This window comes from Paenibacillus sp. NFR01, assembly GCF_900111565.1.
Lineage (GTDB): Bacteria > Bacillota > Bacilli > Paenibacillales > Paenibacillaceae > Paenibacillus_AQ.
Genome location: NZ_FOIK01000005.1, coordinates 132,543 through 157,283 on the forward strand (window position 1 = coordinate 132,543; position 24,741 = coordinate 157,283).

The 24,741-nt window shown below is 55.9% G+C and carries 19 protein-coding genes; 16 read left to right on the top strand and 3 right to left on the bottom strand.

All coding sequences use genetic code 11. The features are described 5' to 3' along the window. Positions 1–390 (bottom strand): hypothetical protein, encoded by a 390-nt coding sequence (locus tag BMW84_RS19895; RefSeq protein WP_091071389.1) that lies wholly within the window; start codon positions 388–390, stop codon positions 1–3. Positions 391–644: 254 nt separating this feature from the next. On the opposite strand from BMW84_RS19895, the gene BMW84_RS19900 reads away from it, so the two are divergent. The 11 genes from BMW84_RS19900 to BMW84_RS19950 all read left to right on the top strand — a co-directional run bounded on the left by BMW84_RS19900 (position 645) and on the right by BMW84_RS19950 (position 13,990). Further along, positions 645–1,340 (top strand): response regulator transcription factor, encoded by a 696-nt coding sequence (locus tag BMW84_RS19900; RefSeq protein ID WP_091071391.1) that lies wholly within the window; start codon positions 645–647, stop codon positions 1,338–1,340. Next, entirely contained in the window at positions 1,337–2,812 is a 1,476-nt protein-coding gene (locus BMW84_RS19905; protein ID WP_091071392.1) for a sensor histidine kinase, read from the top strand. The genes BMW84_RS19900 and BMW84_RS19905 overlap by 4 nt, the downstream gene beginning before the upstream one ends. An 86-nt stretch (positions 2,813–2,898) precedes the next feature. Then, on the top strand, positions 2,899–4,011 hold the full coding sequence (locus tag BMW84_RS19910) for a PD40 domain-containing protein (RefSeq protein ID WP_091071393.1): 1,113 nt from the start codon (positions 2,899–2,901) through the stop codon (positions 4,009–4,011). A gap of 229 nt (positions 4,012–4,240) precedes the next feature. Then, positions 4,241–6,328: a LuxR C-terminal-related transcriptional regulator gene (locus tag BMW84_RS19915; RefSeq protein WP_175498926.1), complete on the top strand. Its 2,088-nt coding sequence runs from the start codon at positions 4,241–4,243 to the stop codon at positions 6,326–6,328. 212 nt (positions 6,329–6,540) lie between these two features. Continuing rightward, positions 6,541–8,112 carry a methyl-accepting chemotaxis protein gene (locus BMW84_RS19920; protein WP_175498928.1) on the top strand — a complete coding sequence of 524 codons (1,572 nt, stop codon included), beginning with the start codon at positions 6,541–6,543 and terminating at the stop codon, positions 8,110–8,112. A gap of 12 nt (positions 8,113–8,124) precedes the next feature. Continuing rightward, positions 8,125–8,553 (top strand): chemotaxis protein CheW, encoded by a 429-nt coding sequence (locus BMW84_RS19925; protein ID WP_091071397.1) that lies wholly within the window; start codon positions 8,125–8,127, stop codon positions 8,551–8,553. 23 nt (positions 8,554–8,576) lie between these two features. Then, a complete protein-coding gene (locus BMW84_RS19930; RefSeq protein WP_091071399.1) occupies positions 8,577–11,138 on the top strand; it encodes a chemotaxis protein CheA in 2,562 nt (853 codons plus the stop codon). Further along, positions 11,119–11,460: an STAS domain-containing protein gene (locus BMW84_RS19935; RefSeq protein WP_091071400.1), complete on the top strand. Its 342-nt coding sequence runs from the start codon at positions 11,119–11,121 to the stop codon at positions 11,458–11,460. The genes BMW84_RS19930 and BMW84_RS19935 overlap by 20 nt, the downstream gene beginning before the upstream one ends. Further along, on the top strand, positions 11,457–11,876 hold the full coding sequence (locus tag BMW84_RS19940) for an ATP-binding protein (RefSeq protein WP_091071402.1): 420 nt from the start codon (positions 11,457–11,459) through the stop codon (positions 11,874–11,876). The genes BMW84_RS19935 and BMW84_RS19940 overlap by 4 nt, the downstream gene beginning before the upstream one ends. Next, a complete protein-coding gene (locus BMW84_RS19945) occupies positions 11,873–13,597 on the top strand; it encodes a SpoIIE family protein phosphatase (RefSeq protein ID WP_091071404.1) in 1,725 nt (574 codons plus the stop codon). The genes BMW84_RS19940 and BMW84_RS19945 overlap by 4 nt, the downstream gene beginning before the upstream one ends. Before the next feature lie 78 nt (positions 13,598–13,675). Continuing rightward, a complete protein-coding gene (locus BMW84_RS19950) occupies positions 13,676–13,990 on the top strand; it encodes a hypothetical protein (RefSeq protein ID WP_091071405.1) in 315 nt (104 codons plus the stop codon). A 125-nt stretch (positions 13,991–14,115) separates the two neighbouring features. On the opposite strand, the gene BMW84_RS19955 is transcribed toward BMW84_RS19950, so the two are convergent. Then, positions 14,116–15,153: a PocR ligand-binding domain-containing protein gene (locus BMW84_RS19955; protein WP_091071406.1), complete on the bottom strand. Its 1,038-nt coding sequence runs from the start codon at positions 15,151–15,153 to the stop codon at positions 14,116–14,118. Positions 15,154–15,325: 172 nt separating this feature from the next. On the opposite strand from BMW84_RS19955, the gene BMW84_RS19960 reads away from it, so the two are divergent. Together BMW84_RS19960 and dhaK are read left to right on the top strand one after the other, a co-directional pair. Next, a complete protein-coding gene (locus tag BMW84_RS19960) occupies positions 15,326–16,462 on the top strand; it encodes a glycerol dehydrogenase (protein ID WP_091071407.1) in 1,137 nt (378 codons plus the stop codon). A gap of 2 nt (positions 16,463–16,464) precedes the next feature. Beyond that, positions 16,465–18,225 (top strand): dihydroxyacetone kinase subunit DhaK, encoded by a 1,761-nt coding sequence (dhaK, locus tag BMW84_RS19965; protein WP_091071409.1) that lies wholly within the window; start codon positions 16,465–16,467, stop codon positions 18,223–18,225. Positions 18,226–18,364: 139 nt separating this feature from the next. Here dhaK and BMW84_RS19970 read toward each other — a convergent pair whose 3' ends face one another. Then, complete coding sequence (locus tag BMW84_RS19970; RefSeq protein ID WP_091071411.1) at positions 18,365–20,821, bottom strand: UvrD-helicase domain-containing protein; 2,457 nt, start codon at positions 20,819–20,821, stop codon at positions 18,365–18,367. 294 nt (positions 20,822–21,115) lie between these two features. Here BMW84_RS19970 and BMW84_RS19975 point away from each other — a divergent pair, with 294 nt between their 5' ends. The 3 genes from BMW84_RS19975 (at position 21,116) to BMW84_RS19985 (ending at position 24,708) form a co-directional block, all read left to right on the top strand. Further along, a complete protein-coding gene (locus BMW84_RS19975; RefSeq protein ID WP_091071412.1) occupies positions 21,116–22,468 on the top strand; it encodes an extracellular solute-binding protein in 1,353 nt (450 codons plus the stop codon). Between the two features lie 96 nt (positions 22,469–22,564). Then, positions 22,565–23,863 carry a sugar ABC transporter permease gene (locus tag BMW84_RS19980; protein WP_091071414.1) on the top strand — a complete coding sequence of 433 codons (1,299 nt, stop codon included), beginning with the start codon at positions 22,565–22,567 and terminating at the stop codon, positions 23,861–23,863. Further along, the gene (locus BMW84_RS19985) at positions 23,863–24,708 is read left to right on the top strand and encodes a sugar ABC transporter permease (protein WP_091071416.1); all 846 of its coding nucleotides are present in this window, start codon (positions 23,863–23,865) and stop codon (positions 24,706–24,708) included. Before BMW84_RS19980 ends, BMW84_RS19985 begins: the two co-directional genes overlap by 1 nt. Positions 24,709–24,741: the final 33 nt, after the last annotated feature.

Genomic DNA, 24,741 nt, shown 5'->3' on the forward strand with positions numbered 1-24,741 from the left:
CTAGATTTGAAAAGCGGTTTTGGCGCTCGCGGTCACGACATCTCGCAGTTCAGCCGTATAAACGGCATGCTGCTCGGCCGTAATGCTTCCCGCTGCCAGCCGCTCATTCAGCTGCCCGGCCAGCTCGGCCATTTGCAGCTCGATGACGCGCTCTAAATTTCCGTTCTTCCCGCCGGCCATATCGGCCAGGGATTTGCCGCTGTAGAGGGCTTCATACAACTCGTCGTCAGAGTTTTGATTCAAGAGGCCCAGCAGTTCATCCTGCTCGTCCGTATCGGGAACCGTCCATTTGATGACCGGAGCGGCAAGGACCGGCTTGGCCCAGGCGTTCCCGCCGAAGGAGACGGCGACGATCATCGTTCCAATAATAATCACTCGTTTCAGTTTCATCGTTATATCCTCGTTTCGGTATGTTTTGGCGTAAAAAAAGCTTATGTTAGCGGGTGCGGGATAGGCGTACAGGTCAACTTCCGTTATCCTGATTATAGACAGGGAAGCTGAGGGTAAGCTTAAACTGTATTTAAAATCGCCTAAAACATTCTACGTATGAATGGCTGCCGGGATGCATTTTTTTGCGGGAGCTTATCTGTGCCGGTAACGGGGCCAAGTAAAATATAAACTTCAAGCGGGAGGATGAACCGCAGATGACTAAAAAAGTGCTGGTGGTCGACGACGAATCGGCCATCGTCAGCGCCATTGCCTACGCCCTGCGGCGGGAAGGCTACGAGGTGGATACCGCTGGCGACGGCGAGGAGGCGCTCCGCAAGGTGCAGTCCTTCCATCCGAACGTGATGGTGCTCGACGTCATGATGCCGAAGCTGAGCGGCTATGATGTAGCACGCAAGCTGGAGGACCGCGACGATATCGGCATTATTCTGCTTACCGTCAAAAACGACATTGTCGATAAAATCATCGGCCTGGAGCTGGGAGCCGACGACTATATGACGAAGCCATTTGAGATCCGTGAGCTGCTCGCCCGGATCAAAGCGCTGCTGCGCCGCCTGGAGAAGCATTCGGGCGAAACGCAGCGCGGAACGCTGGATTACGGCGCGCTGAAGGTTTATCCGGACCGGCGGACGGCCGAGCTGGACGGCGAGGTGCTGGAGCTGACGCCGAAGGAATACGACCTGCTGCTCCTGCTGCTCTCCCACCCGCAGCGGGTATACACCCGCGACGAGCTGCTGGAGCAGGTATGGGATATCGGCTACGCGGGCGGCACGCGCACCGTGGACATCCATATCCAGCGGCTGCGCAAAAAGCTGGGCGAGCCGTACCAAAACGTGCTGCAGACGGTATACGGGGTCGGCTACCGTTCCGTGCCCGCCGGGGCTTCGTCATGAAGATCAGCATCAAGCTGAAATTCAGCCTGTTTCTGGCGCTGCTCCTGATCGTCGCGGTGGGCGTGCTGAGCGAGCTCGTGCTGCGCGGCGTGGAGCGGAACCAGCGGAGCCAGATGGAAGACGATTTGGCCCGGCAGGTCAAAACCGTCAACCTGCGCGTCAAGCAGGCCTATTATACGGGCACGCGCCTCACGCCCGAGGCGTTCATGAAGCAGCGGGCCCGTGCGCTGGCCGCAGAGCTGGCCAGCTATACCGGGGTAGAAGTCGCGCTCTACGACACGGACGGGGAGCGCACGGGAATGTCGTCCGGCGAGGCACCGGCCGGCGCTGCCGCCATTCCGCCAGCGGCCGAAGGTGCGCTGGCCTATGCGCTGGAAGGCAAGGTTGCCTACCAGACCTCCGGGGCGACGCTGCTGTATTATGCGCCGCTGCAGGGGCCGGACCGGCAGATGGGCGTCGTGCGGCTGAGCTACTCCCTGGAGGGGCAGCGCAGCTTCCGGCATACGCTGCGCAATCTGTTCCTGCAGGTCGGCGGGGCGGTGCTGGCGATCAGCTTCGTGATCGGCTATCTCTATTTTAACCGCGCGGCTGCCGCAATCGGACGGCTGCGCAGGAGCGCGGAGGCGATCCGCCGCGGCGAATACATCGCCGCTCCGCCACTGAAGCGCCGTGACGAGCTCGGGGAACTGTCGGGCGGCATTTACTATATGAGCAAAGCGATCGAGTCGAATATCGCCGCCAAGGATGAAGAGCAGCGCAAGCTGCAGCTTGCCGTGCAGAAGCTGCAGGCGCTGGAGCAGCAGCAGAAGCAGTACATCGGCAATATCAGCCATGAATTCAAAACGCCGCTGACCTCCATTAAGGCGTATGTCGATCTGCTCGACATGTATGACGATGACCCGGGCCTGCTGGTGGAAGCAAAGCGCAATATCGCCAAGGAGACGGAACGGCTGTACGAAATGGTGGAGAAGGTGCTGCAGCTGACCGCGCTGGAGAAATACGATTTCGAATCCCAGGCCGAATGGTTCGAGGTGGCGGAGGGGCTGCGCGATGTCTGCGCACGGATGAAGGGCAAGGCCGACCGGTTCGGCCTTACCCTCACGCTGCAAACGGTGCCGGCATGGATCTGGATCGACAAGGAAAGCTTTATGCATATTTTCATCAACCTGCTGGATAATGCGATCAAATACAATACCCCGGACGGCAGCATTCATGTCGCCTGCGGCAGCGAGGCGGGCCAGGTATGGATTACCGTGCAGGACAGCGGCATCGGCATTCCGGAGGAGGCGCGGGAGAAGATTTTCGAACCGTTTTATACGGTCAACCGCGACCGTTCCCGGGCTTCCGGCGGTACGGGCCTCGGCCTGTCGCTCGTGCATAATCTGGTCGAGAAGCAGGGGGGAAGCATAGAGCTTCATTCGGCGGAGGGCGGAGGTTCGACATTCCGGCTGGCGTTTCCCGCGGCGGAATAAACGTTTACAAGTTGGAAACAATCGGAGACGCTTTGGAAATAGCTGGCGCTTAAGCTTAAGGCAGCAACAATGCGGGAGGAATGGAAATGGCAACGGGAGCGGGAATGTGGCGCAAAGCCATGCCGGCGATGCTCGCAGCCGTGCTGGCAGGGACGCTTACGGCCTGCGGCAGCGGTGACGGAGAGCACCGGCAGGTCGTCGATAAGGCGGGTACGCAAGTCACGGTACTCGACAACGCCAATGAGTCGGTGTACACCAAATTGCAGCTGCAGGGCATCCATACGGTGGACGGCGTGCGCGGCATGGACTGGTTAAGCGAAGAGGTCGTTGCGGTGGAGAAGGAGAACAAGGCGCTTCCGGCGGAGACCGTCGAGGGGCAGCAGCGGTACCCGCACAATCTGTATCTCCATGATCTGTCTTCGGGGGAGGAGAAACCGCTGCTTGAAGGGCAAAAGAACTACGGCTTCGGCTTGTTCTCTCCGGACAGGAAAAAGCTGTTCTACCGGGAAATGTACGAGGCGACCGGGCTGGGCTGGATTCTCAATCTTGAGACGGGTGAGCCGGTCAAGGTGTCCGAGGCGGAATTCATGACGGGTGAAGGAGGCTGGAGCGATGACAGCCACGTCATTTTTCCCGATATGGAAGGGCATATTCTCCGTGCGGATGCGGGCGGCCAAAGCGAAACCGTCACGGAAACGGGCGGCGGACTAGCCAACAATGTAGCGGCATCCGGCACGCGGATCTATTACATCACCGGAGAGAACGGACAGCTGAACGCATATGATACCGAAACCCAAAAGACGGTGCAGCTTAAACAAAATGTTGTATGGGCCCTTCCTTCTCCGGACGGAAGCAGGCTCGCGGTGGTGAAACGGTCCGGGCCGGGAAAAATGACGCTTGTCCTGTGCGACAGCGAAGGCGGCGAGCAGACCACGCTGGCCGAAGGCCAGCAAATCTTCGGCACCGGCTGGTCGCCGGACGGCTCGATGCTTGCTTACAGCGTAACCGACGGGACGGCGGATACGGAGCAGGTGTTTATCACGGAAGTAGAGTCGGGTGAGCAAACCCCCGTTCTGGATGACGTCCATCTGGCCGATCCGCTGCGCTGGTCGCCGTCGGGGAAGAAGTTGTTTGCCTCCACCGGCGTGATGGCGGAGAGCGGCTATCAATCGAAACTTTACATCATTACATTGTCCTAACTATAGAAAGACAAGCAAAATCAATTTCGGCGTATAGAGAAGGGCTTCGGATTACCGGAGGCCTTCTTTTTGTTGCCAAGCAGCTTATGCGGAAGGTACCCCGGGAACCGGCGGTCTGATCTATTTATTTGGGCGTAATAATATGATATATTTGAGAAAATTGCATGAAAAAACGTTATCATGCTAGAAAAAGGTTATTTGTGAACGGGGTATGCAGATGAGAAACAACATGAAATTTCTACAAAGCCTGCAGCATGCATATTCATCCTTTACGGGTTTAAACATCATGATTACGGATCAGGATGATCACCGATTAACCGAACCTTCGGGCCGGCTGGAGATCGTGAATCTCTTGCTTGGCTATCAGCAGAGATCCACGGAGGATTCCATCCTCATGATTCTGGACAAGGTCAAAGCGATTCAAAACCCTACCGTATACGAAACCGCTACCGGATTTAAACTGTTGGTTGCTCCTGTCAAAATTAAAAAGAACACGGTTTGTTACATCTTGGCAGGAGTCTTGGTGGATGCAAGCAACATAGGCTTGATTCAGAATATGGTACATCAGCACCTGCCTTCCTCCGAATGGGGCGCATGGGAACGATCCCTGGAGGAGGTTCCCGGATACACCCGGGAGCGGGTCGAGATTCTCCTTGAGCGTCTCGAAGAGCTGGCGGAATTTACGGGCGTTCTGCTTGAACAGGGCCGCGCCAATGATAAGCATGCCCACCGGGTTCAATTGCTTAATCTGGCGCATCTCATGGATTCAGGGGACCCGAACTGGCTGCAGGGCATTCTGGGCATCTTTGCCCGCGTCATGGAATTGGAGTTTGCCGGGTTTGCCTGCAACATAACGAAGGAGGAACAATTCACGGTTCTGGAGACCATCGGTTTGGAAGGAGAGGCGACGTTACAAGGAGCTTCTTTTTTTGTTGGCGAAGGCTTTCTGGGCCAGGTAGGCCTATCCCGGCAGATGGGATACTGGGAGAGGTCGGATCGCGACCCGCGGGTGTCTTTTTTTAACCAAAGAGGAATTGAGCCCCGGGTCCTGATCTGCTATCCGATAAAATACCAGGAGCATTTTTTCGGACTGCTGTTTGGCGGAGATTCATCCATATCGGGGCTATCGGAAGAACTGGCTGACATGGGAGCGCTTCTGGTGAATCATTTGGCCGCCAGTTTTTACAGCTTGGAGAATGAGGCCGCCGACGAACGTCGGAAGATGCGGATGAAGGCGTTTGAGCAGATGGCGCAGGGCGTATTGAAGGTGAAAAGCGTGGACGGCTTTTTTCAAATGATCATGGATACGATGCAGATGACCCTCCAGACCTCCTTCGCATGCATGGTACTGATCAATGAGGCGGACGAAAAAAAGACCTTCTGTGCTTCATCCTACCCTTCGAGGGCAGATGCCTCTGCCTATACGGCGAATGTGGAATCTGTGTACTTCAAGGAAGGAAGCACAGGGTTCGGTGTTCTCCATAAGCCGGTATCCCGGATGTGGGAAGGGCTGGAGCTGCTGGAATTCCCTCTGATGATCGGTACGAAATTGCGTGGCGTATTCGGGGTCTGCATGAACGGCCAGGTAGAATACAAAGAGGAATATATGCCCCTGCTAAATTCAGTCAATCCGATTGTGGCAACCAAACTTATGCTGGGCGAGCAGGAGAGATCGTCCGCAGCGGGCGCGGTCATGCTCCTGCATCAGGCGATGCAGGTATGGCAGCCGCAGGCGTACCACAAATCGCAGAAAGTGAAGGAGCTCGCCCAAGATTTCCTGAAAATTATCGGCGGGGCTCATCCGGATGTGGAACATATCGGACAGGCCGGTTTGCTGTCGGATTATGACCCCGAGATCTTGGCTTCATGGCTGGGTGACATTCCCGTTGTGGGCCTGCTCAAGGATACCCGGCGGATCGAATCCGGAGAAGGCTATTCCGACGGCACGGGAATAAGCTCCTATTCTCTTACGGCGAAAGCACTGTTTATGGTCCTATCGTATTTCGAGCACGGCAAAAAGGAAGGCGGATTGGCATGGCCTGCCTCGCTGGAGGACCCGATTAAGCAGGCATTCGAGGATTTTTTGGCCTCCCGGAAGGAAGCCGGGACGCAGCGTGAGCCGGCGAACCGGGAACGTTTAACGCCCAGGGAAGAAGAAATATTGCGTCTGGTCGTGCAGGGCTTCAACAATTCCGAAATTTCGGAGAAACTGTTCATCAGCTCGCATACGGTCAAGAACCATATCACGAAAATCTATGAGAAACTGGGCGTTAACAGCCGCGCCCAAGCCATCTCCAAGATGTATCGAACAATTTAACCGGTCCTACACCGAAACGCTAGATTCCGCAATTGCGGTCTAGCGTTTTTTTTGCGTCTATTCTACAGGAAGACCTTCCTATTTAACCAGCGGAAAATACTAGAAAAACAGGAGGGGGTGGTGATAGGCAGAAAGACCTTCTTGCTTACATAATAAGGGAGAACTAAAGGAAAGCACATTTAATATAAACCCAAATTTAAGGAGTGCTTCGCTTGAAACTAAACATTCGGAAAAAACTATTAGGAAGTTTTTTGGTCGTTGTAGCGCTGCTGGTATTCATCAGTATCCTTTCGGTCAATAAAATGGGCCAAATGAACAGCAGCTCAGAGAAAATGCGCGACATCGCCCTACCCGGCGTGGTGAACATGGAGGGCATAAGAACAAACCTGCTCAAGCTCCGTGGCGACTTGATGAAACTCATTCTGGAAACGCAGGAAAGCGAAATGCAAAAAATTGAACAAGCCATCAAAGAAGACCAGGCCAAAATTACCGAAAATATAAAGGCTTACGAGGAACTGAAGTTGACCGCCGAACAAAAGGCATCGCTGGAGGTTATTAAGGAAAACGTCAAAAATTATAACGCCATTGTTCCGCAAACGATTGAATATGGCCTGAACAACGATATTCAAAATGGCTATAAGATGCTCCTGCAAAGTCTTCCCGATCTGCAATCGGCACTGGATACCGCGAACCAGGCGGCTATTAGTGCCATTGACGGGGCAAACACCAATGTGGACACCATCCTGCGCAGTTATAAATCGGGCAGCACGACAATTCTCATCTTTGCTGCGGTTGCCGTAGGTATTGCGGTGGCGCTTGCGCTGTTCATCTCCCAATCCATCGTGAAATCCGCTTCCAAGCTGGTGAGACTGATGTCGCTGATCTCCGAGGGCGACCTCAGGGAGACCGTCACCATCCATAGCCGGGATGAATTCGGCAAGCTTGCCGACGCGGCGAATCTCACGATCCTTAGCCTCAAGAAACTGATCGGCCAAACGATGGAATCGGCGCAAAGCGTGGCGGCTTCCTCACAGGAAATTTCGGCGACGGCCGAGGAAATCGCCAACGGCAGCCAATCCCAAGCCCAAGCCGCGCAGAACATCAATCAGCTGACCCAGGACCTGGTGAGGGGAATCGACGAGGTTGCCCGAAATGCCGAGCAGGTGTCGGAGCTCTCCATCCAGGCCAGACAGGGTGCCGAAGAGGGAAGAAAAGCTGTGAGAGAATCCAGCCTGGGCATGGGGAAATTGTCCGAGAAGATCGGCATTCTGGAGCAGGATTCGCATAAAATCGGAGAGATTATCGAAGTCATCGATGAAATCGCCGAACAAACCAATCTCCTTGCTTTAAATGCCGCCATTGAAGCTGCCCGTGCCGGAGAGCAGGGCCGAGGATTTGCCGTTGTCGCGGACGAGGTCCGGAAGCTTGCGGAACGCAGCGGCGAGGCCACCAAACAGATTGCCCACATTATCCGGGGCATGCAGCAAAACACGATCTTAAGCGTCGAAGCCGTGAGCGAAGCATCCATCCTGTCGGATAAGACGGAAGTCCTTATCGAGGGAATCGTCTCCCGCGTAAACGAGACCACGCAGCAAATTACAAGCATCGCCGCGGCTTGCGAGGAGCAGGCGGCGCAATCGAGCGAGGTGCTGTTCTCCATCGAGGCTGTGGCGGCAGGGAGCCAGGAATCGGCGGCAGCAGCCGAAGAAACGGCAGCTTCGACGCAAATTCTGGCTAAGCTGGCGGATGAGCTGAATAACTCGGTGTCTGCCTTTAAATTATGAGGAGGAATTCCTATGGTGGCCTCGGCCTCTGAGCAGTACATTGTCTCCCGGCTTGGAGGGGATCGGCATGCGTTCAATATCCGCGATATCGAAGAAATCATCAAGATGGAGCATATCACGGATGTTCCCAACACCAAGCCGTACATTAAGGGCGTTATCAATCTGAGAGGAAGAATTGTGCCGGTTGTCAGCATGTGCCAAAGAATCGGCATCCCGGAAACGCCTGCAGGAAGATCCGCGCGGATCATTGTCGCGCGCCATCAAAATGAAGTTACAGGAATTATCGTGGATGCCGTGGAAAAGGTGACCTCTTTCCAGGAAATCCAACCCCCGCTGGAATCCGGTGAAACGCTAGGACTGCAGTATATGGACGGGATCGGCAATGGGCCGGACGGCTTGGTCGGCATCTTGAACATCCATCGGCTGCTGACGGAAGGGTAAGGGTATGAAGGGGGCGGAAACCAATGAATGACTATCAAAACTCGGCATATCTGGGCGTCTTTCTGGATGAAATGGACGAGCAGCTTCAATGCCTGGATGAATCGCTGCTGGCGCTGGAATGCGACGGCTGCAAGGACCAGACGATTCAAAGAATCTTCAGGGCGGCTCATACGCTGAAGGGCTCCTCTGCGGTGATGGGCTTTGAGCGCCTGAACAAGCTTACCCACCAGATGGAGAGCGTGCTGGATCTGCTTCGCAACGGACAGCTGGGTGTGTCATCCGAATTGTTGAACATTCTGTTTGATTGCATCGATTATATTAAGCAGCTTCGGCAATCCATCCTTGGGGGAGTCATGGCCGAAGGAGATATTTCGGCGCTGTCGGACCGGTTGACCGGCGTACGGGAAGCCGCAGGCATAATGCCCGTCCAAGGCGGCGCAGCGGAACCAAAGGTGGCTTCTCCGCTGCAAATCGCCTTCGACCCCGGACAAAAGACCCGAATTCAGTCCGCTTTGGCCGACGGCTTCGAGGTGATGGCGATAAATGTCCATTTGTCGGAGCAGGAGTCGATGAAATATGTGCGGGCCAAACTGGTGGAGCTGAACTTGCTGGAACACGGGGAACTTGTCGTATGCCATCCCGAGTTGGGGACTATTGAGCAGGACGAGCATTTTTCCGGAACGATCATGTATGTCCTTGTCTCCAGGCAAAGCCCGCAGGACATATTGCGGAGCCTGAATCAGGTGTCGCAGATTCATTCCGTACACATTGAATACATTACCGGGCAGAACCTAAACGGCTTTCAAGCCGGGAAGGAGGTCCAGGCTCCGGTTGCCCGGAGCGCTGCTAAGGAGGCGGAACCGAAAGCGGCGGCGGAAAGCAAAGTACAGGTGTCTCAGACTGTGCGCGTCGATGTGGAACGTCTGGAGAATCTGCTTAATTTGGTCGGCGAACTGATTATCGACAATACCCGCCTAAGCAGTATCCGCACGAAGCTGAACGAGCAGTTCAAGGACAATGCCGATATTCAGATCCTGAACGATATAACCCATCATCTGAGCAATGTCGTCGGCGACCTGCAGGAGGGGATGATGAAGACGCGGATGCTGCCCATGGAGCATTTATTCGGCCGTTTCCCGCGAATGGTACGCGATTTGGCGCAGAAATCGGGTAAAGAAATTGAACTCATTATTGAAGGCAAAGAAACGGAATTGGACCGGACATTGATCGAGGAAATCAGTGATCCGCTGATCCATATCCTGCGGAATTCGGCCGATCACGGACTGGAGGCTCCGGAGGAACGCACCCAAAAAGGCAAGCCTTTCAAAGGCACGATCGTCCTTCGGGCCAGCCATCAGGGCAATATGATCGTGATTACAATTGCAGATGACGGACGGGGCATCGATGTCGGCAAAGTGAAGGATGCGGCCGTCCGAAAAGGGTTTGTGACCGAAGAAGAAGCGGCTGGTATGACGGACAAGGAACTGACCGGACTGATCTTCCGTTCTGGCGTCTCGACGGCAAAGCAGGTGACGGACTTGTCCGGACGGGGGGTAGGAATGGATATCGTCAAGTCGCATATCGAGAAGCTCAACGGCGAAATCGATATCGAAACTACGCGGGGCGAAGGAACCGTGTTTACGATCAAGGTTCCTTTGACGCTGGCGATCATCCGGGCGCTTCTGGTCAAGCTGGGGGCAAGTACCTTTGCCGTGCCTCTTGTGAACGTCAACGAAATCTTCAAGCTGAAGGCAGCCGATGTCCGGGTGGTTCAAGGCAAAGAAGTCTGCCTGTTCCGCGATCAGGTCCTGCCGCTGATCCGTCTGCACGGCAAGCTTAACGTCCGCTCCGAGAAAGAGCAGGACCGAATGTTTGTCGTAATTATCGGGCAGGGGGACAAGCGGGTCTGCCTGGTCGTCGACCAGACGATCGGCAATCAGGAGATCGTGATCAAGTCGCTCGGGAACTACATTGGAAGCGTTCCTTATCTAGCCGGCTCCACGATCCTCGGCGACGGCCACGTGGCGCATATCCTTGATGTCGGCTCCGTCGTTCGGGAATTCGGGTCTTATCAGGAGCAGCGGCTTCCGGGAATGATGGAAGAGGCCAAGCTTCATTCACGGGAAGAAAAATATGTCACCTTCCAACTGGGAAGTATGGACTTTGGCATTCCAATTCGTAAAATGAAAGAGATTGTGCCTTTACCGGATATCCATCCGCTGGTATTCGAGCCTTCGCATGTGATGGGAATGATGAACTTGCGCGGAACGCTTCTGCCTGTCTATGATTTGCGCAGCAATTTGGGCATGGATTATGCGGAGCCTTCCTACAGCTCCCGAATCATGATCTGCGAGGTATCGGGCCATGAGGTGGGCCTCCTGGTCGATAAGGTGACGAAGGTAAGAAGTCTGTCCCGGTCGGATATGGAAGAGGCGCCGGGCCATGTCATGCACAATCTGGGCTTTCTGGATGCCATTTATAAGAAGGAACCGCAATTTATATTATTGCTGAATTTAGAGAAGATGATGAATCTCGAACATTCTAAACAGAAAGAGGTTGGTACAAATGGGGAATTCAGCGCATGAGCATATCCAGCTCTTGTCATGGAATAAAGACGTAACGTTGAAGAATGTGGATGAATTTCGGCTGTCTCTGCTTAGCCTGATAGAGAATGACAAGAAAAAAATGATTTTGGAGCTAAGCCAGGTAGCGTACCTGAACAGCGCCGCGCTCGGCGTAATTGCCGATGCGGTCATCTCCTCGGGGCGTTCGGGCAAAGAATTGGTCATTGCCGGCATTCAATCCACGGTGAGCGAAATTTTTAAGATCGTTCACTTTCACACGTTCATGAAGATATTTACCGAGGTGCAGGACGCCTATCTCTATCTTCAGGGGGAGAACGGATGAGTGAGGCGTCTGGTGAGATCCACACTGAGCTATTGATCATGCATAATTCGGATGATATCGTCAAGGCGATGGACATCACGAGGAGCCTTGCAGAGCTCACAGGCTTCTCTGAGCATGATTGTGTGCTCCTGCAGCTGGTGACGGAGGAGGCCTGCATGAACGCGTTCGAGCATGGGTGTCCGATGGGCAACTGCGAGTTCAGGATCAGTTGGACCGTTGACGCGGACGCCATGGAAATAACCGTATGCCAAAGCGGGGAATTTGAACTGCAGCCGAACCGCGAGGCTCCCTTAAAAGGGGGTTCCCGCGGAAGAGGGCTGATTTTGATTCAAAGTATCATGGATGAAACCCGGTTGATTCCAACGGGGATCTATGTGTCTCTTGTGATGCGTAAAGGCAGGGGACATGCACATTGAATATACGGGGAACTTCTTATAGAAGCTGGGTTTCGAGATACAGTCTTATCCTGGTGCTTTTCGCGATTTCCCTAGCCGATCTGATTCAATTATTCGGTAAAAAAGAATATGGAATCATGTTGTTCCTGCATATTATGGTTCAAAATCTCCTCATGCTCCTGCTGTATTTTTTGTACAGGCAGAAAGAGCGTTACACGAAAAATCTGATGGAAAACGAGCAGCGGTACCAATCGCTGTTTCTATATAACAATGCCGGGATCTACGTGATTAACATGGACGGTACCTTGAATAGCGTAAGCCCCGCTTTATCAGCTTCCCTTGGCTATGCGGAGGATGAAATCATCGGGCGGCCGTTCGGTGCCCTTTTTGCACCGCCGGACGCTACCTTACTTCAACAGTCGTTCCAGGGCATTGTCAGCGGGGAAATCGTAACCTCTTCGCGAAAAATAAAAATACGGCATAAACAGGGGAATTATCTTGTATTTGATTTATCGAGCGTCGCCCTCCGGGTCAAGGACAAGATTCAGGGCGTGATCGGCTTCGCCAGGGATATCACCGAGTTCGAAAGAGTCCAGGAAGAGCTGAGCCAGATGCAGACGCATGTGAATAATATTTTTGAGAGCATCGATATCGTGCTCTGGTCCCGGGACGTGGCGACGGATCGGGTGACCATGCTTTCACCGGCTTGCGTGAAACTGTTCGGGTATACGCCCGATCAATATCTGGCCAACCCGGGCCTTTGGAACGAGCAGGTCTACGAGATGGACCGGGAGGCCGTAAATCAACGGACGGTCCGGATCCTTGCCGGTGATCTTCAAGCGAATACGATGGAATACCGCATTGTTCATCAGAACGGGGAGATCCGCTGGATGGAGAGTCGCATGTTCCCCGTGATGAACAAGAGAAGGGAAATTACGGATCTCAATGGCGTCATTCTGGATATTACGGATAAGAAGAGGGTGGAAGAAAATCAGCGGATGGATTTGAATTTGGCCCGGCGGGTTCAGAAAAGCGTGCTCAGCCAGCCGTTCCATACGCCTTCTTTTGCGATCAGTGCCAGGCATATTCCTTCCCGGCAGCTTGGTGGGGACATGTATGTCTGGCATCAGATCGACGCGTACCGGTACGGAGTACTCATTATGGACGTCATGGGAGAAGGCGTTTCTTCCTCTCTGATCTGCATGTCGCTGCATGCGCTGCTCAAAGGCATCATTGTCGCCTGCGTGGATCCGGAGGATGTAATCACGGAGTTGAATAACCATATGAACCGGCTCTTCAGTGATAATATTACGTTCACGCATTTCTATTTTACCGCCATTTATACCGTCGTGGACCTGAAGGCAAAACGCCTGGATTATATTAATGCCGGACATCCGAGCGGTCTGGTCATGGAGGAATCCGGAGCGATACATGAACTGTCGTCGACCTGCATTCCTATCGGCCTTATGCCGGACATGACTGTGAAGAAACAATCGGTTCCATTTCAGGGGAATACGAGGATTCTGCTGTATACGGACGGTTTGATTGAAGTCCCGGGCAAATTGCTGCGTGAACAAATCGATTGGGTCATTCGTGAGATGAGAAACACTCGGATGATGCCTATGTCTTTCTTTTTGGAGAAGCTGTTATCCCTGAGCGCAGGCAATACAAACGAAAATCCCGATGACGTCTGCATGATTTGCATGGATATCGCGGCGGAATCTCATGCGGAAGAAGGATAGCTGATTTAGGGATAAAATAGATTTCCGTCATTCCCATACTCCTGTATAATCTTGGTATATCGGATGGGGGGGTTGCTTGTGGAAAATTCAAGAACATTGAAGTGGATAACGGGCATCATGGAAGGGGTGCTGGCGATACCGTTTTTAGGCGGCCTGATCGTAATGGGAACCGGCTATACGGTGCTGGGCCTGATGTTCATCCTGCACGTCGTTACGCTGGTGGTCGGTTACAGAGCAAAGGATTCGTATGGCGGCTCGGTACTCGGAATTATTACCTCGGCGCTGGCCTGGATCCCGTTTCTCGGCTGGATCCTGCACGTGCTTACCGCGGTGTTCCTGCTCATTTCCGCCGCGCGGAACCGGCGCTCATCGATGACGATTTACCGGGGATAGCTCCGGCGTCCGGCGCCATGTCAGCATAGCTTTTATGTTTGAATAATGTTATAGGATTGCATCAAATACTAAAGAGTGTCCCGCCGTTCCCGACTGTCTTCGGGGATGGCGGGACACTCTTTCGTTTAACGCTGACCCCGATACCGAATCCGGTAGACGGCGGGGGTCAGATGCACGAAACGCTTAAATGTCTTGATAAAATAACCCGCATCGCAGAAGCCGAGCGCATCGCTGATCTGATGTACCGGCTGATCCGTTGTCTCCAGCATTTGCTTGGCCCATTCCACTTTCAGCCGGGGGGCAAAAACGGAAAATCGCTCCCCGGTTTCCTTTGCGAAGATGCGGCTGAAATAACTTGGGCTGATATGGCACTGCTTGGCCATCTCCTCCAGCGTAATATTCCGGCTCTTGTGCCGGTAGAAATAATCAAAGGCCGGCTGCAGCAGCGGGTTGGACGGACGGATCGGCTGGGCGGCCAGTCCTCGGACCGAATGTTCGACCAGCGTATGGGACAGCTCGCTTTGCATCGCCTGCAGCTTGCCGAAGCCCTGCTCCATCGCCGGGGCGAAATCGGCGGAAGAGCTGGCGTTGTCCGCCGTCAGGGTCTTTTTATACATTTGAATCGTTGCATTCTTCGTTATCGCTTCTCCGACAATATAATTGCAGAGGTGAAATAACATGTCGGCGGTGGTTGCGACCTCTTCATAGGTCAAAGTCGGCAAGGAGCGGTAATCGGTCTCCAGCGCCTTGAATTTGTCCTCCGTCTCGGCGCTGGGCGGCCGGGAGACGAGCTGTTCAAGCTGTTCGTCGGAATCCTTCAGCTTGATTTGGCCGGCCATCACGGCTCCGATATACTGATTGTCGATAATGATGGGAATGGCAATATCGATGATATTGAAATGGCATTTGTAGATATAGGGTTTGTTGAGCCGAACGGCTTCCAGTCCGCCCCTCGCATCGCATTTCTGGCAGTACGGGGACAGCGCGTCATCCTTGCGGACGCCTTGGCAGAAGGGCTGGCAGTAGCTGTGCTTGGATACCGGAACCCCTTTGTAATTGACGGTGATGATGGCCATTTTGGTGACCAGCGCAAGGGAGTCCTGCAGCGTATGCCATTTCTCCAGATCAATAATGTTCTCCAAATGGAACAGCGGATTGCTCATGGGGTTCACTCCTTGGATATGGATGCAGGTACAGCGCAAGATTATTCTATTTTTTAAGTATATAGCAAGAAAACACAACGTGAAAGCGCTTGAATTTGTTGGCAAAACTCAATGATTACCGTTTATGGGCAGACTATACTGGATGTAATACAGATCCAAGGAGGAGTTTATCATGAGAAAAGCCTTTATCAGCCCGACCAAATATGTGCAGGGTGAAGATGAACTGTTCAATTTGGGGTACTTTGTGAAGACCTTCGGCAACTCGGCGCTGCTCATTGCCCATCCGGAGGATGTAAAACGGGTACGGGCAAAGCTGGATTATACCATAAATAAATTCAATATCACGCTGGTGGAAAGCAACTTCGGCGGCGAATGCTCGCGCGAGGAGGTCCGGCGGCTCCAGGGTTTGGCGAAGGACAATGCCTGTTCCTGCACGATCGGTCTGGGCGGCGGCAAGGCGATTGATACCGCAAAATGCGTAGCCGAAGGCGAAGCGCTGATTATCGTTCCGACGATCGCGGCGACCGATGCCCCGACCAGCCATTCGGCAGTGCTCTACACTCCCGATGGACAATTTGATGACTACGCCTACTTCAAGCAGAGTCCAAGCGTGGTCATGATTGACACAACGGTGATCGCGGCGGCACCGACCCGGTTTCTGGTTTCCGGCATGGGCGATGCGCTTTCCACGTATTTTGAAGCCCGGGCGACCTCGAATTCGTATTCCAACGTGAACGCAGGGCTGCCATGCGGTGTACGGGAGGGTGCTTGCGGTCCGGCAAAGGGAACCAACACAGCGCTTGCGCTGGCCAAATTCTGCTACGAAACCTTGCTGAAGGATGGACCAAGCGCCAAGGTGGCCTGTGATTGCAATCTGGTCACGCCGGCGCTGGAAAATATTATCGAAGCGAATATTCTGCTGTCGGGACTCGGATTTGAAAGCGGCGGATTGGCCGCTGCCCATGCGATCCATAACGGTCTGACCTCTCTTGCGGGAACGCACCACTATTACCATGGCGAGAAGGTAGCCTTCAGCACGATTGCCCAACTGGTGCTGGAGAATGCCGATCAAGACGAGCTGCAGGAAGTGCTGGATTTCTGCATCGCCGTGGGTCTTCCTGTCTGTCTGGCAGACATCGGCGTGGATAGCGTTTCAGCGGAAGAACTGCTGGAGGTGGCCCGCAAAGCCTGCATTCCTGAAGAGTCGATTCATTCAATGCCGTTTCCGGTAACGGCGGAGGCGGTGGCCGCTGCCATCCGGGTAGCCGATCAGCTGGGCCGGAATTATAAACAGGGCAGAGGTGCATAATCATGAAAAAAATCATAAACAAGCCGGAATCGATGGTAAGAGAAATGTGCAAAGGACTGGTGCTGGCCCATCCGAGTCTTGCGTTCGACAGCAAATACAAGGTGATCAAGAAGAAGGCCCTGAATCCCGCTAAGGTGACGCTGATCAGCGGCGGGGGCAGCGGCCATGAGCCGGCCCACGGCGGTTTTGTCGGAAGCGGGATGCTGGATGCCGCCGTATGCGGGGATATTTTTGCTTCCCCGTCGCAGATTCAGGTGTATCAGGCCATCCGCCAGGCGGCAGGCCGCAAGGGAACCTTGTTGATCATCAAGAATTACAGCGGCGACATGATGAATTTCAAGAATGCGGCTTATCTGGCGGGCGAAGACGGCATCGAGGTGGATTACGTTAAAGTCGACGATGATATCGCCGTGGAAGACAGCCTCTACACGGTGGGCAAAAGAGGCGTGGCCGGAACGGTGCTGGTGCACAAAATCGCCGGCGCGGCCGCGGAGCGGGGTATGTCCCTTGGCGAAGTGAAGGCGGCCGCCCAGAAGGCGATCGACCATACCCGCAGTATCGGATTCGCCCTGACCTCCTGCACGGTGCCGGCCAAGGGCACGCCGACCTTTGAGCTTGGAGTGGGGGAAATGGAGTACGGCGTCGGCATTCACGGCGAACCGGGCATCCGCAAGGAACCGATGGTAACCGCCGACGAATTGGCGGAGCGGATGGTGTCCGCCTTGCTGGGCAGCTTGAACCCGGATGGCGCCGGCGGCATCGAAGTCGCTCTGCTGGTCAACGGATTCGGCGCCACGCCGCTTCAGGAGCTGTACCTGCTGAACCATTCGGTCATGCGCGAGCTGGCCGCCCGGCAGGTCACGGTCCACAAAGTGCTGGTCGGCAACTTCATGACGAGCATCGACATGGCGGGAGCTTCCGTTTCGCTCATGAAGCTGGACGATCCATTAAAAGAATTGCTGGCCGACGCCTGCGAGACTCCGGCGCTGGTCCTGCATGGGCCGCTGGAGCCGGTCGCCTATGCGGAATCCGCTTCCGAGCCGGAGGCGGTGCAGGAGGTATCCTATAAATGCGAGACGAGCGAACAGCATGCGGCCATTGACGGCGATAAACTGTCATTGCTTAATCTGGTGTACCGCGTCGATAAAATGAGCGAGATCATCATCGAGAACGAGGTGCCGTTCTGCGAGTTGGACGCCCATGCCGGAGACGGCGATTTCGGCATGAGCGTGGCCAAGGGCTTCAAGCAACTGAAAGCCGAGTGGAGCGAGATTACCGCAAACCACGCGGCCGATATGGGAAGCTTTCTGGATGCATGCTCGCTGGTCATTATGGAGCACTGCGGCGGCGCCTCCGGCCCGATCTGGGGCTCGGCGTTCCGGGCTGCGGGCAAATATGCCGGTACCCGGACAGAGCTAACCATCCATGAAGTGGCGGAGATGATGTCTGTCGTAGTCAAGGGCATTCAAGACACCGGCGAGCGGGCCTTCGGTCGGGGCGCCGTGGTCGGTGACAAAACGCTGATCGACGCGCTGGTTCCCTATGCGGAGTCGTGGCGGAACAGTGCCGAACAAGGCGACGATTTCCGCACGGCTTCGGCGAAAGCGGCGGATGCCGCCGTGGAAGGCGCGAAACAGACCGGAACCATCGTAGCCCGGATGGGCCGGGCCGGTGCAGTAGGCGAGCGGAGCCTCGGGTATCCCGATGCCGGAGCCTTTGCGCTGGGCGTAATCTTCACCGGGCTGGCGAAGATTAGCCAGTAGCGAGTAATTTACGAGCGGATCAGGAAGGATTCACAAGTGATACACGAGCAAACAAACCAGGCCTACCTCGCGGTAGGCCTGGTTTGTTTGGCAACGGACTGCGGAGGCGCGTGCCTGCTCTGCAGCCGTGCCCGCAGATTTACACGGGCACTTCCCGGGTGCTGCGCTCCATCGGCGCCGCGCACAGCGGGCAGGGCTTCGCCGCAAGCCGGTCGTCGGCCCCGCCCGGCTTGATCCGCGTCCAGCCCGGGCAGGCCGCGCCGGTACAGGCCCATACCGGAACGGTATGGGTCCTTGCCGGCGCAGCGGCGCCGCCGCCGTGCTCCCGGCGGCGGTGTTCCCCCGTCGCCGCGGTCCCCGGCGACGACATGGACGCGCGGGCGAAGCCGCGCGTCCGGGGCTCCGCATCGCTGTGAAACGCGATGCGGCCCGCGGCCCCGCCGGCTGCAGCTCCGGCGGGGCTTGAGCCGGTTCCGGCCGGGGTCTCCGGCCGGAACGCCGACAGCATAAAGCGGGAGACCTCCGCCTTACGCCCGCGGTGCTGGGCCGGGGAGCTGATGTACAGCTCTTCCCGGGCCCGCGTCACCGCCACATAGGCGAGCCGGCGCTCCTCCTCGAGCGCGGCGAAGCCGGCTTCCTTGCTGTCGCCCGCGGAAGCTCCATCTCCGGCTGCTTTGCCGTCGATTACCACCACGCTTCGGCCCTTCTTGCGCTCCTTCGGCCGGAGCGCCTCCAGCGCTGAGCTATGCGGCAGAATGCCCTCGGACGCGCCGATGAGGAACACGACGGGGAATTCCAGCCCTTTGGATTTGTGGATCGTCATCAGCGCGATCCGGTCGCCCTGTTCCTCCTGCCCCTGGCGGCGGCTTGCCTGATTGCGTTCGGCGAGCATCCCAATGAAGTCGAGGAAGGCCGGGATGTCGGCGAACCGTTCCGCCGATGTCTCCAGCTCGTCGAGCATTTCGTTCAGCATCTCGCGGTGCAGCGTCGCCTGATGCCGTTCGCTCGCTTCGATGAAATGATCGTAGAAATCGCCGCGGATACGCCGGATCGCCTGCACCGGCGTCAGGGCGGCCAGTGCGCGGATCAGCTCCAGCCGTTCGCGCAGCTTGGCGACCTTGAACTCGGCCATGCCCGGCAGCGTCGTCAGATGGATCAGCGGCCCTTGCTTCGGCTGCGCGGCTTCCATCCGGCGGATATGCTCCATCCCGGCCTCGCGGCTAATGTACAACGTTGGCAGAATTGATTCCATGGCGGTGAAGTTGCGCCGGTTCATCGCCAGCCGCAAATGGTCGAGCACCGGCACGATCAGCCAATGCTCGTAGATCAGCTGGCCTTCCCCGTAGTCGATATAGGGGATGTCCCGCAGCAGCAGCTGCTCCAGAAGCGCACGGTTGCTGCTGGAAGAGCGGTACAGCAGGGCGTAATCCCGGTATGCGCGGTCACTCTGGCCGACTTTGTCCACGATATGGTTCAGAATCAGCTCCGCTTCCTCATCCGCCGTTTGCGGCCGCATGTACCGCGGCTTGCACCCGCCGGAAACGGCGGCCTGCAGCGTTTTGGAGAGACGCCGCCGGTTGTGGCGGATAATGCCGTTGCCCAGGCCGACGATGGCCGGGCCGGAGCGGTAGTTGATATCGAGCGTGACCACCTTGGCTCCCGGATACTGCTTGTCGAAATCAAGAATGAATTCGCTGCGCGCCCCGTTGAACGAATAAATCGTCTGGTCGTCATCTCCGACGACCATCAGGTTGTTGTGCGGCTGGGCCAGCATCCGCACCAGCTCGTATTGCAGGGCGTTGGTGTCCTGGAATTCATCGACCATGACATATTGGAATTGCGTTTGCAGCTCCTCCAGCAGCCGGGGCTGCGCTTTGAGCATCCGGTAGGCGAGCAGCAGCACATCGTCGAAATCGATTTTGAATTGTTCGTTTTTCCATTCCTCGTACCGCAGGAGCACGGCTTTCATCTCCTGCTCGCCGGGCGTCGCTTCGGGAAGATCGGCCGGCTCGCCGATGTTCATTTTGCAGCCGGACAGCAGAGCCAGCAGCGTTTCCGGTGGATAGGCATCCTTCGGCAGCCCGAATTCGCGCATAATCTGCTTCAGCACGATATGCTGGCGGCGGGTATCGGAGAAGATGTCCTGTCGTACGCCCTGCCGCCGCAGGAAGTACAGGAAAAACGAGTGGAACGTGCGGGCCTGAAGCCGTCCGGCTTCGGCTGAGGTCACGCCGGGCAGCAGGGCGATGCGCTCGCGCATCTCCGCCGCCGCTTTGCTGGAGAACGTCAGCAGCAGCAGCCGGCTCGGCGAAATGCCGCGTACGGCGAGCAAATACCCGGTGCGGCAGATCAGCACCGAGGTTTTGCCCGAACCGGCTCCGGCCAGCGTCAGCAGCGGGCCTTCGTGATGGCGAACCGCCGCGATCTGCGGCGGATTGAGCAGAATGCCCGCCGCTTCGAGCCGGCGGAAATACGCCGCGTCCTCCGCTCCCGCGGAGACGCTGTCGCGGCTGGTTCGCTCCGCCGCGACCGCCGCCCGGGGAATCTGCTCCCCGGCGGCGCCGGCCGGGATATGTTGAAAGATCAGTTTATTCATCACGTAATCACCTTTTAAAAGTCTATCTAAAAATCAGCAACCTACACTATACCATTCCCGGGCCGGACTTGTCCTTCCCCATAGCCTATAAACTTCTGGAATTGCCGTCCACCGGCTGTCTTGGTGGACCTTCCGGTCTGTCCCCTGGTCACAATCGTTTCTTTACAGGTCATCATTCTGGTAGTTGCCGTAAGGCGGAATTTCTAAAATAAAGATAACGGGGCAGAGAAACAGCGGCGCCCCGGATCTCGCGGATACCACATTTCCTTGAATGAAGAGAGGGGCAATAAAAGGATGAAAAGACAGATTACGCTGGCAACGCTCAGCCTGGTGCTGATGGCCGGCCTGGCCGCCTGCGGCAACGACAACAATGCGAATAACAACGGAGGGAACGCTGCTTCCGCCTCAAATGCGCCGCAGGAAACGGCTGCTGCGGGCAATGAAACTGCATCTAACAACGCGACCGATACCACTGGCGAAACGGCTTCAAGCATGCCGGAAAAACCGAAATCGCTGACGATCTGGCCGGACGCCGACGAAGCCAAACTGGCCGTCATCACCGAAATGACCAAGAAATATACCGAACAAACCGGCATCGAGGTCATCATCAACCCGCTGGCGATGAACGATCAGCCGGAATCGCTGAGCCTGGACGGCCCGGCGGGCAAGGGTCCGGACCTGTTTTACCAGCCGGGCATCGGCAACCTCGTCGTCAAAGGCCTCGTGCAGCCGCTCAAGGCGGACGACAGCGTACTCGGCATCTACACGCCGGAATCGCTGACTGCGCTCAGCCAGGACGGCACGCTGTACGGTCTGCCGCTCGTCACCGAGACGATTGCCATGTTCTACAACAAAAAGATTGTGCCGGAAGCGCCGAAGACCATCGCCGATCTGGAGAAGCTGGCCGCGGAAAAAACGAACGCCAAAAAACAGGAGTACGGCTTCCTGTTTGAAGGCACCAATTTCTATTATGCCTGGCCGTTTATGGGCGGCAGCGGCGGTTATATTTTCAAGAACGACGGCAGCGGCAAATACGACATCCACGATATTGGGCTGAACAAGGAAGGTTCGGTCAAAGGCGTGCAGCTGATCCAGGACTGGTTCACCAAAGGCTACCTGCCGAAAGGCGTTAACGGCGACATCGTCGGCGGACTGTTCGGCCAAGGCAAAGTCGGCGCGATCATCAACGGACCTTGGGCCGTAGCCGACCTGAAAAAGCAGCTCGGCGACGACCTGGCGGTCGCTCCGCTTCCGGTACTGGCCGACGGCTCGCATCCGACCACCTTCATTGGGGTCAAAGGCTGGATGCTCTCAAAATTCTCCAAGAGTCCGCAATGGGCCTCCGATCTGGCGGCGTTCCTGACGAACGAAGAAAACGCGCTGACCTATTTCCAAAAAACCGGCGAAGTGCCTCCAGTGCTGAGCGTGCTGGATAACCCGGCCCTGACCGGCGATCCGATCGTGGCGGGCTTCTCCGAGCAAAACAAATACGGCAAGCCGTTCCCGACCGTGCCTGAGCTTGATGCCGTTTGGGATCCGATGGCCAATGCGCTGAAATTCGCCGCCGAGGGCCAGAACGTGCAGGCTGCGCTGGACGATGCCGTGAAGCAGGTCGAAGACAAGATCAAAATGTCCGGCGCGAAATAACAAGTTAGTGAAGATGCGGAGAGAGTCCAGGGGGCCTGGCTCTCTCCGTTTTACAGAAACGGACGTCCGTCCCGCCAAGGGAGAAGGAGAGACATCATGCATGGAAATCCAGTAATTCAATCCGGCCGGACCGGCAGCCAGAACCCGCGCCTCGCGGCGCTGCTGTCGGTCATTCCGGGAATCGGGCAGTTTTATAACCGCCGGTATATCAAAGGCTTCATTTTGTTTGCGTTGTCCGTCAGTCTGGCCGCTACGCTGATTCCGGCGCTGGCCGGCGGGGTGCAGGGACTGGTGACGCTCGGGGAACAAATCGGGCAGGACGACTCCCGGACGTTCATCGTCAAGGGGATCTTGTCGGTCATTGTGCTGCTGATCCTTGCCGGCGCGTATGCCACCAATATCCGCGACGCCTACCGGGATGCCCGGCGGCTGCAGGAGGGCCAGCGCATTCCTTCGGTGAAGGAAGCGTTCCACGCCGCCTGGGATAAAGGTTTTCCGTATTATATCGTCGTGCCGAGTTTTATCATGCTGGCGCTGACCGTTATTTTTCCGCTGATCTTCATGGTCTGCCTGGCCTTTACCGACTACAACCTCTACAATTCGCCGCCCGGCAATCTGCTGCACTGGGTTAGCTTTGATAATTTCAAGGCGCTGTTCACTGAAGCGATCTGGACGAAAAGCCTGTTCGCCGTGCTGACCTGGACGGTCGTCTGGACGCTCGGGGCCACGACGCTGCAAATTGCCCTCGGCCTTTTTCTGGCCGTCATCGTGGGCGACAAACGCGTGCGCTTCAAAAAGCTGATCCGCACCGTGTTCATTCTGCCGTGGGCGGTTCCGTCCTTCATGACCGTGCTTGTGTTCGCCGCGATGTTCAACGACGGCTTCGGGGCGATTAACCGCGACATTTTATCCCATTTCGGCGTGCTGATTCCTTGGCTGACCGATCCGACCTGGGCCCGTATCGCGATCGTGCTGATTCAGGTATGGCTGGGATTTCCGTATATTTTTACGCTGTTTACCGGTGTGCTGCAAAGCATCTCCAAGGACTGGTATGAAGCCGCTGAGGTGGACGGGGGAAGCCGGTGGGATAAATTCCGCTTCATTACCTTCCCGCATGTCATGTACGCGACCGCACCGATCCTGATCATGCAGTATGCGCAAAACTTCAATAACTTCAATATCGTGTACCTGTTCAACAAGGGCGGTCCGCCGGTCATGGGCCAAAGCGCGGGGGCGACCGACATCATGATTTCCTGGGTGTACACGCTGACCTTTAAAGAGAACAATTTCAAAATGGCCGCAGCGATATCCATTCTGATGGGCCTTGTGGTGGCGCTGTTCGCGCTGTACCAGTTCCGCAAGACCCGCTCGTTCAAAGAGGAGGGCGTATACTGATGGGCCGCACGACACTCAAGTCCAAACTCGAGCTCACGGGCATTTATCTGCTGGTGCTTGTGATGTTCGCCGTCATTCTTTATCCGCTGCTGTGGGCGCTCAGCATGTCGCTGAATCCCGGAACAAGCATGTTCAGCTCGAAAATGATTCCCGACAACCTGACGCTGGAGCATTACCGCTGGCTGTTCAGCGATCCTTCAAGCGACTACGGGCTCTGGTACAAAAATACGCTGATCGTCGCCGCCATCAACGCCGCCGCTTCGGTCACGGTCGTATCTCTCGTCGCGTATGTGTTTTCCCGGTTCGATTTTACCGGCCGCAAATACAGCATCTACACCTTTCTGATCCTGCAGATGTTCCCCGTGCTCATGGGGATGGTGGCGATTTACCTGCTGCTGAACCTCGTCAATCTGCTCGACACGTTCACCGGGCTGATCTTGATTTACGTGTTCGGCGGGCTGCCGATGAACGTATTTCTGGTCAAGGGCTACATGGACACGATCCCGCGCGATCTGGACGAGTCGGCAAAAATGGACGGCGCAGGCCACATGACCGTGTTCCGGCGCATCCTGCTGCCGATTGCCAGCCCGATTCTGGCGGTCGTCGCCTTGTTTACCTTTATGGCGCCGTTTATGGACTTTTTGACCCCGCGCATCATCCTGCGCAGTCCCGAGAAATTCACGCTGGCGCTTGGCCTCTACAACCTGATCAACGATAAATTCGCCAACAATTTCACCATGTTCTCCGCCGGAACGATACTGATCGCTCTGCCGATCGCCATCGTCTTCCTGTTCCTGCAGCGGTTTTTGATTACCGGCTTGTCGGAAGGCGCGACCAAGGGCTGATCTGGGCAATAGCGAAAGTACGGAAGGAGTTTG

What these genes read in the sequence shown, in the direction of transcription:
- BMW84_RS19895 (WP_091071389.1), bottom strand. Translation starts at nt 390, where the DNA reads ATGAAACTGAAACGAGTGATTATTATTGGAACGATGATCGTCGCCGTC.
- BMW84_RS19900 (WP_091071391.1), top strand. Translation starts at nt 645, where the DNA reads ATGACTAAAAAAGTGCTGGTGGTCGACGACGAATCGGCCATCGTCAGC.
- BMW84_RS19905 (WP_091071392.1), top strand. Translation starts at nt 1,337, where the DNA reads ATGAAGATCAGCATCAAGCTGAAATTCAGCCTGTTTCTGGCGCTGCTC.
- BMW84_RS19910 (WP_091071393.1), top strand. Translation starts at nt 2,899, where the DNA reads ATGGCAACGGGAGCGGGAATGTGGCGCAAAGCCATGCCGGCGATGCTC.
- BMW84_RS19915 (WP_175498926.1), top strand. Translation starts at nt 4,241, where the DNA reads ATGAAATTTCTACAAAGCCTGCAGCATGCATATTCATCCTTTACGGGT.
- BMW84_RS19925 (WP_091071397.1), top strand. Translation starts at nt 8,125, where the DNA reads ATGGTGGCCTCGGCCTCTGAGCAGTACATTGTCTCCCGGCTTGGAGGG.
- BMW84_RS19930 (WP_091071399.1), top strand. Translation starts at nt 8,577, where the DNA reads ATGAATGACTATCAAAACTCGGCATATCTGGGCGTCTTTCTGGATGAA.
- BMW84_RS19935 (WP_091071400.1), top strand. Translation starts at nt 11,119, where the DNA reads ATGGGGAATTCAGCGCATGAGCATATCCAGCTCTTGTCATGGAATAAA.
- BMW84_RS19940 (WP_091071402.1), top strand. Translation starts at nt 11,457, where the DNA reads ATGAGTGAGGCGTCTGGTGAGATCCACACTGAGCTATTGATCATGCAT.
- BMW84_RS19955 (WP_091071406.1), bottom strand. Translation starts at nt 15,153, where the DNA reads ATGAGCAATCCGCTGTTCCATTTGGAGAACATTATTGATCTGGAGAAA.
- BMW84_RS19960 (WP_091071407.1), top strand. Translation starts at nt 15,326, where the DNA reads ATGAGAAAAGCCTTTATCAGCCCGACCAAATATGTGCAGGGTGAAGAT.
- dhaK (WP_091071409.1), top strand. Translation starts at nt 16,465, where the DNA reads ATGAAAAAAATCATAAACAAGCCGGAATCGATGGTAAGAGAAATGTGC.
- BMW84_RS19970 (WP_091071411.1), bottom strand. Translation starts at nt 20,821, where the DNA reads ATGAATAAACTGATCTTTCAACATATCCCGGCCGGCGCCGCCGGGGAG.
- BMW84_RS19975 (WP_091071412.1), top strand. Translation starts at nt 21,116, where the DNA reads ATGAAAAGACAGATTACGCTGGCAACGCTCAGCCTGGTGCTGATGGCC.
- BMW84_RS19980 (WP_091071414.1), top strand. Translation starts at nt 22,565, where the DNA reads ATGCATGGAAATCCAGTAATTCAATCCGGCCGGACCGGCAGCCAGAAC.
- BMW84_RS19985 (WP_091071416.1), top strand. Translation starts at nt 23,863, where the DNA reads ATGGGCCGCACGACACTCAAGTCCAAACTCGAGCTCACGGGCATTTAT.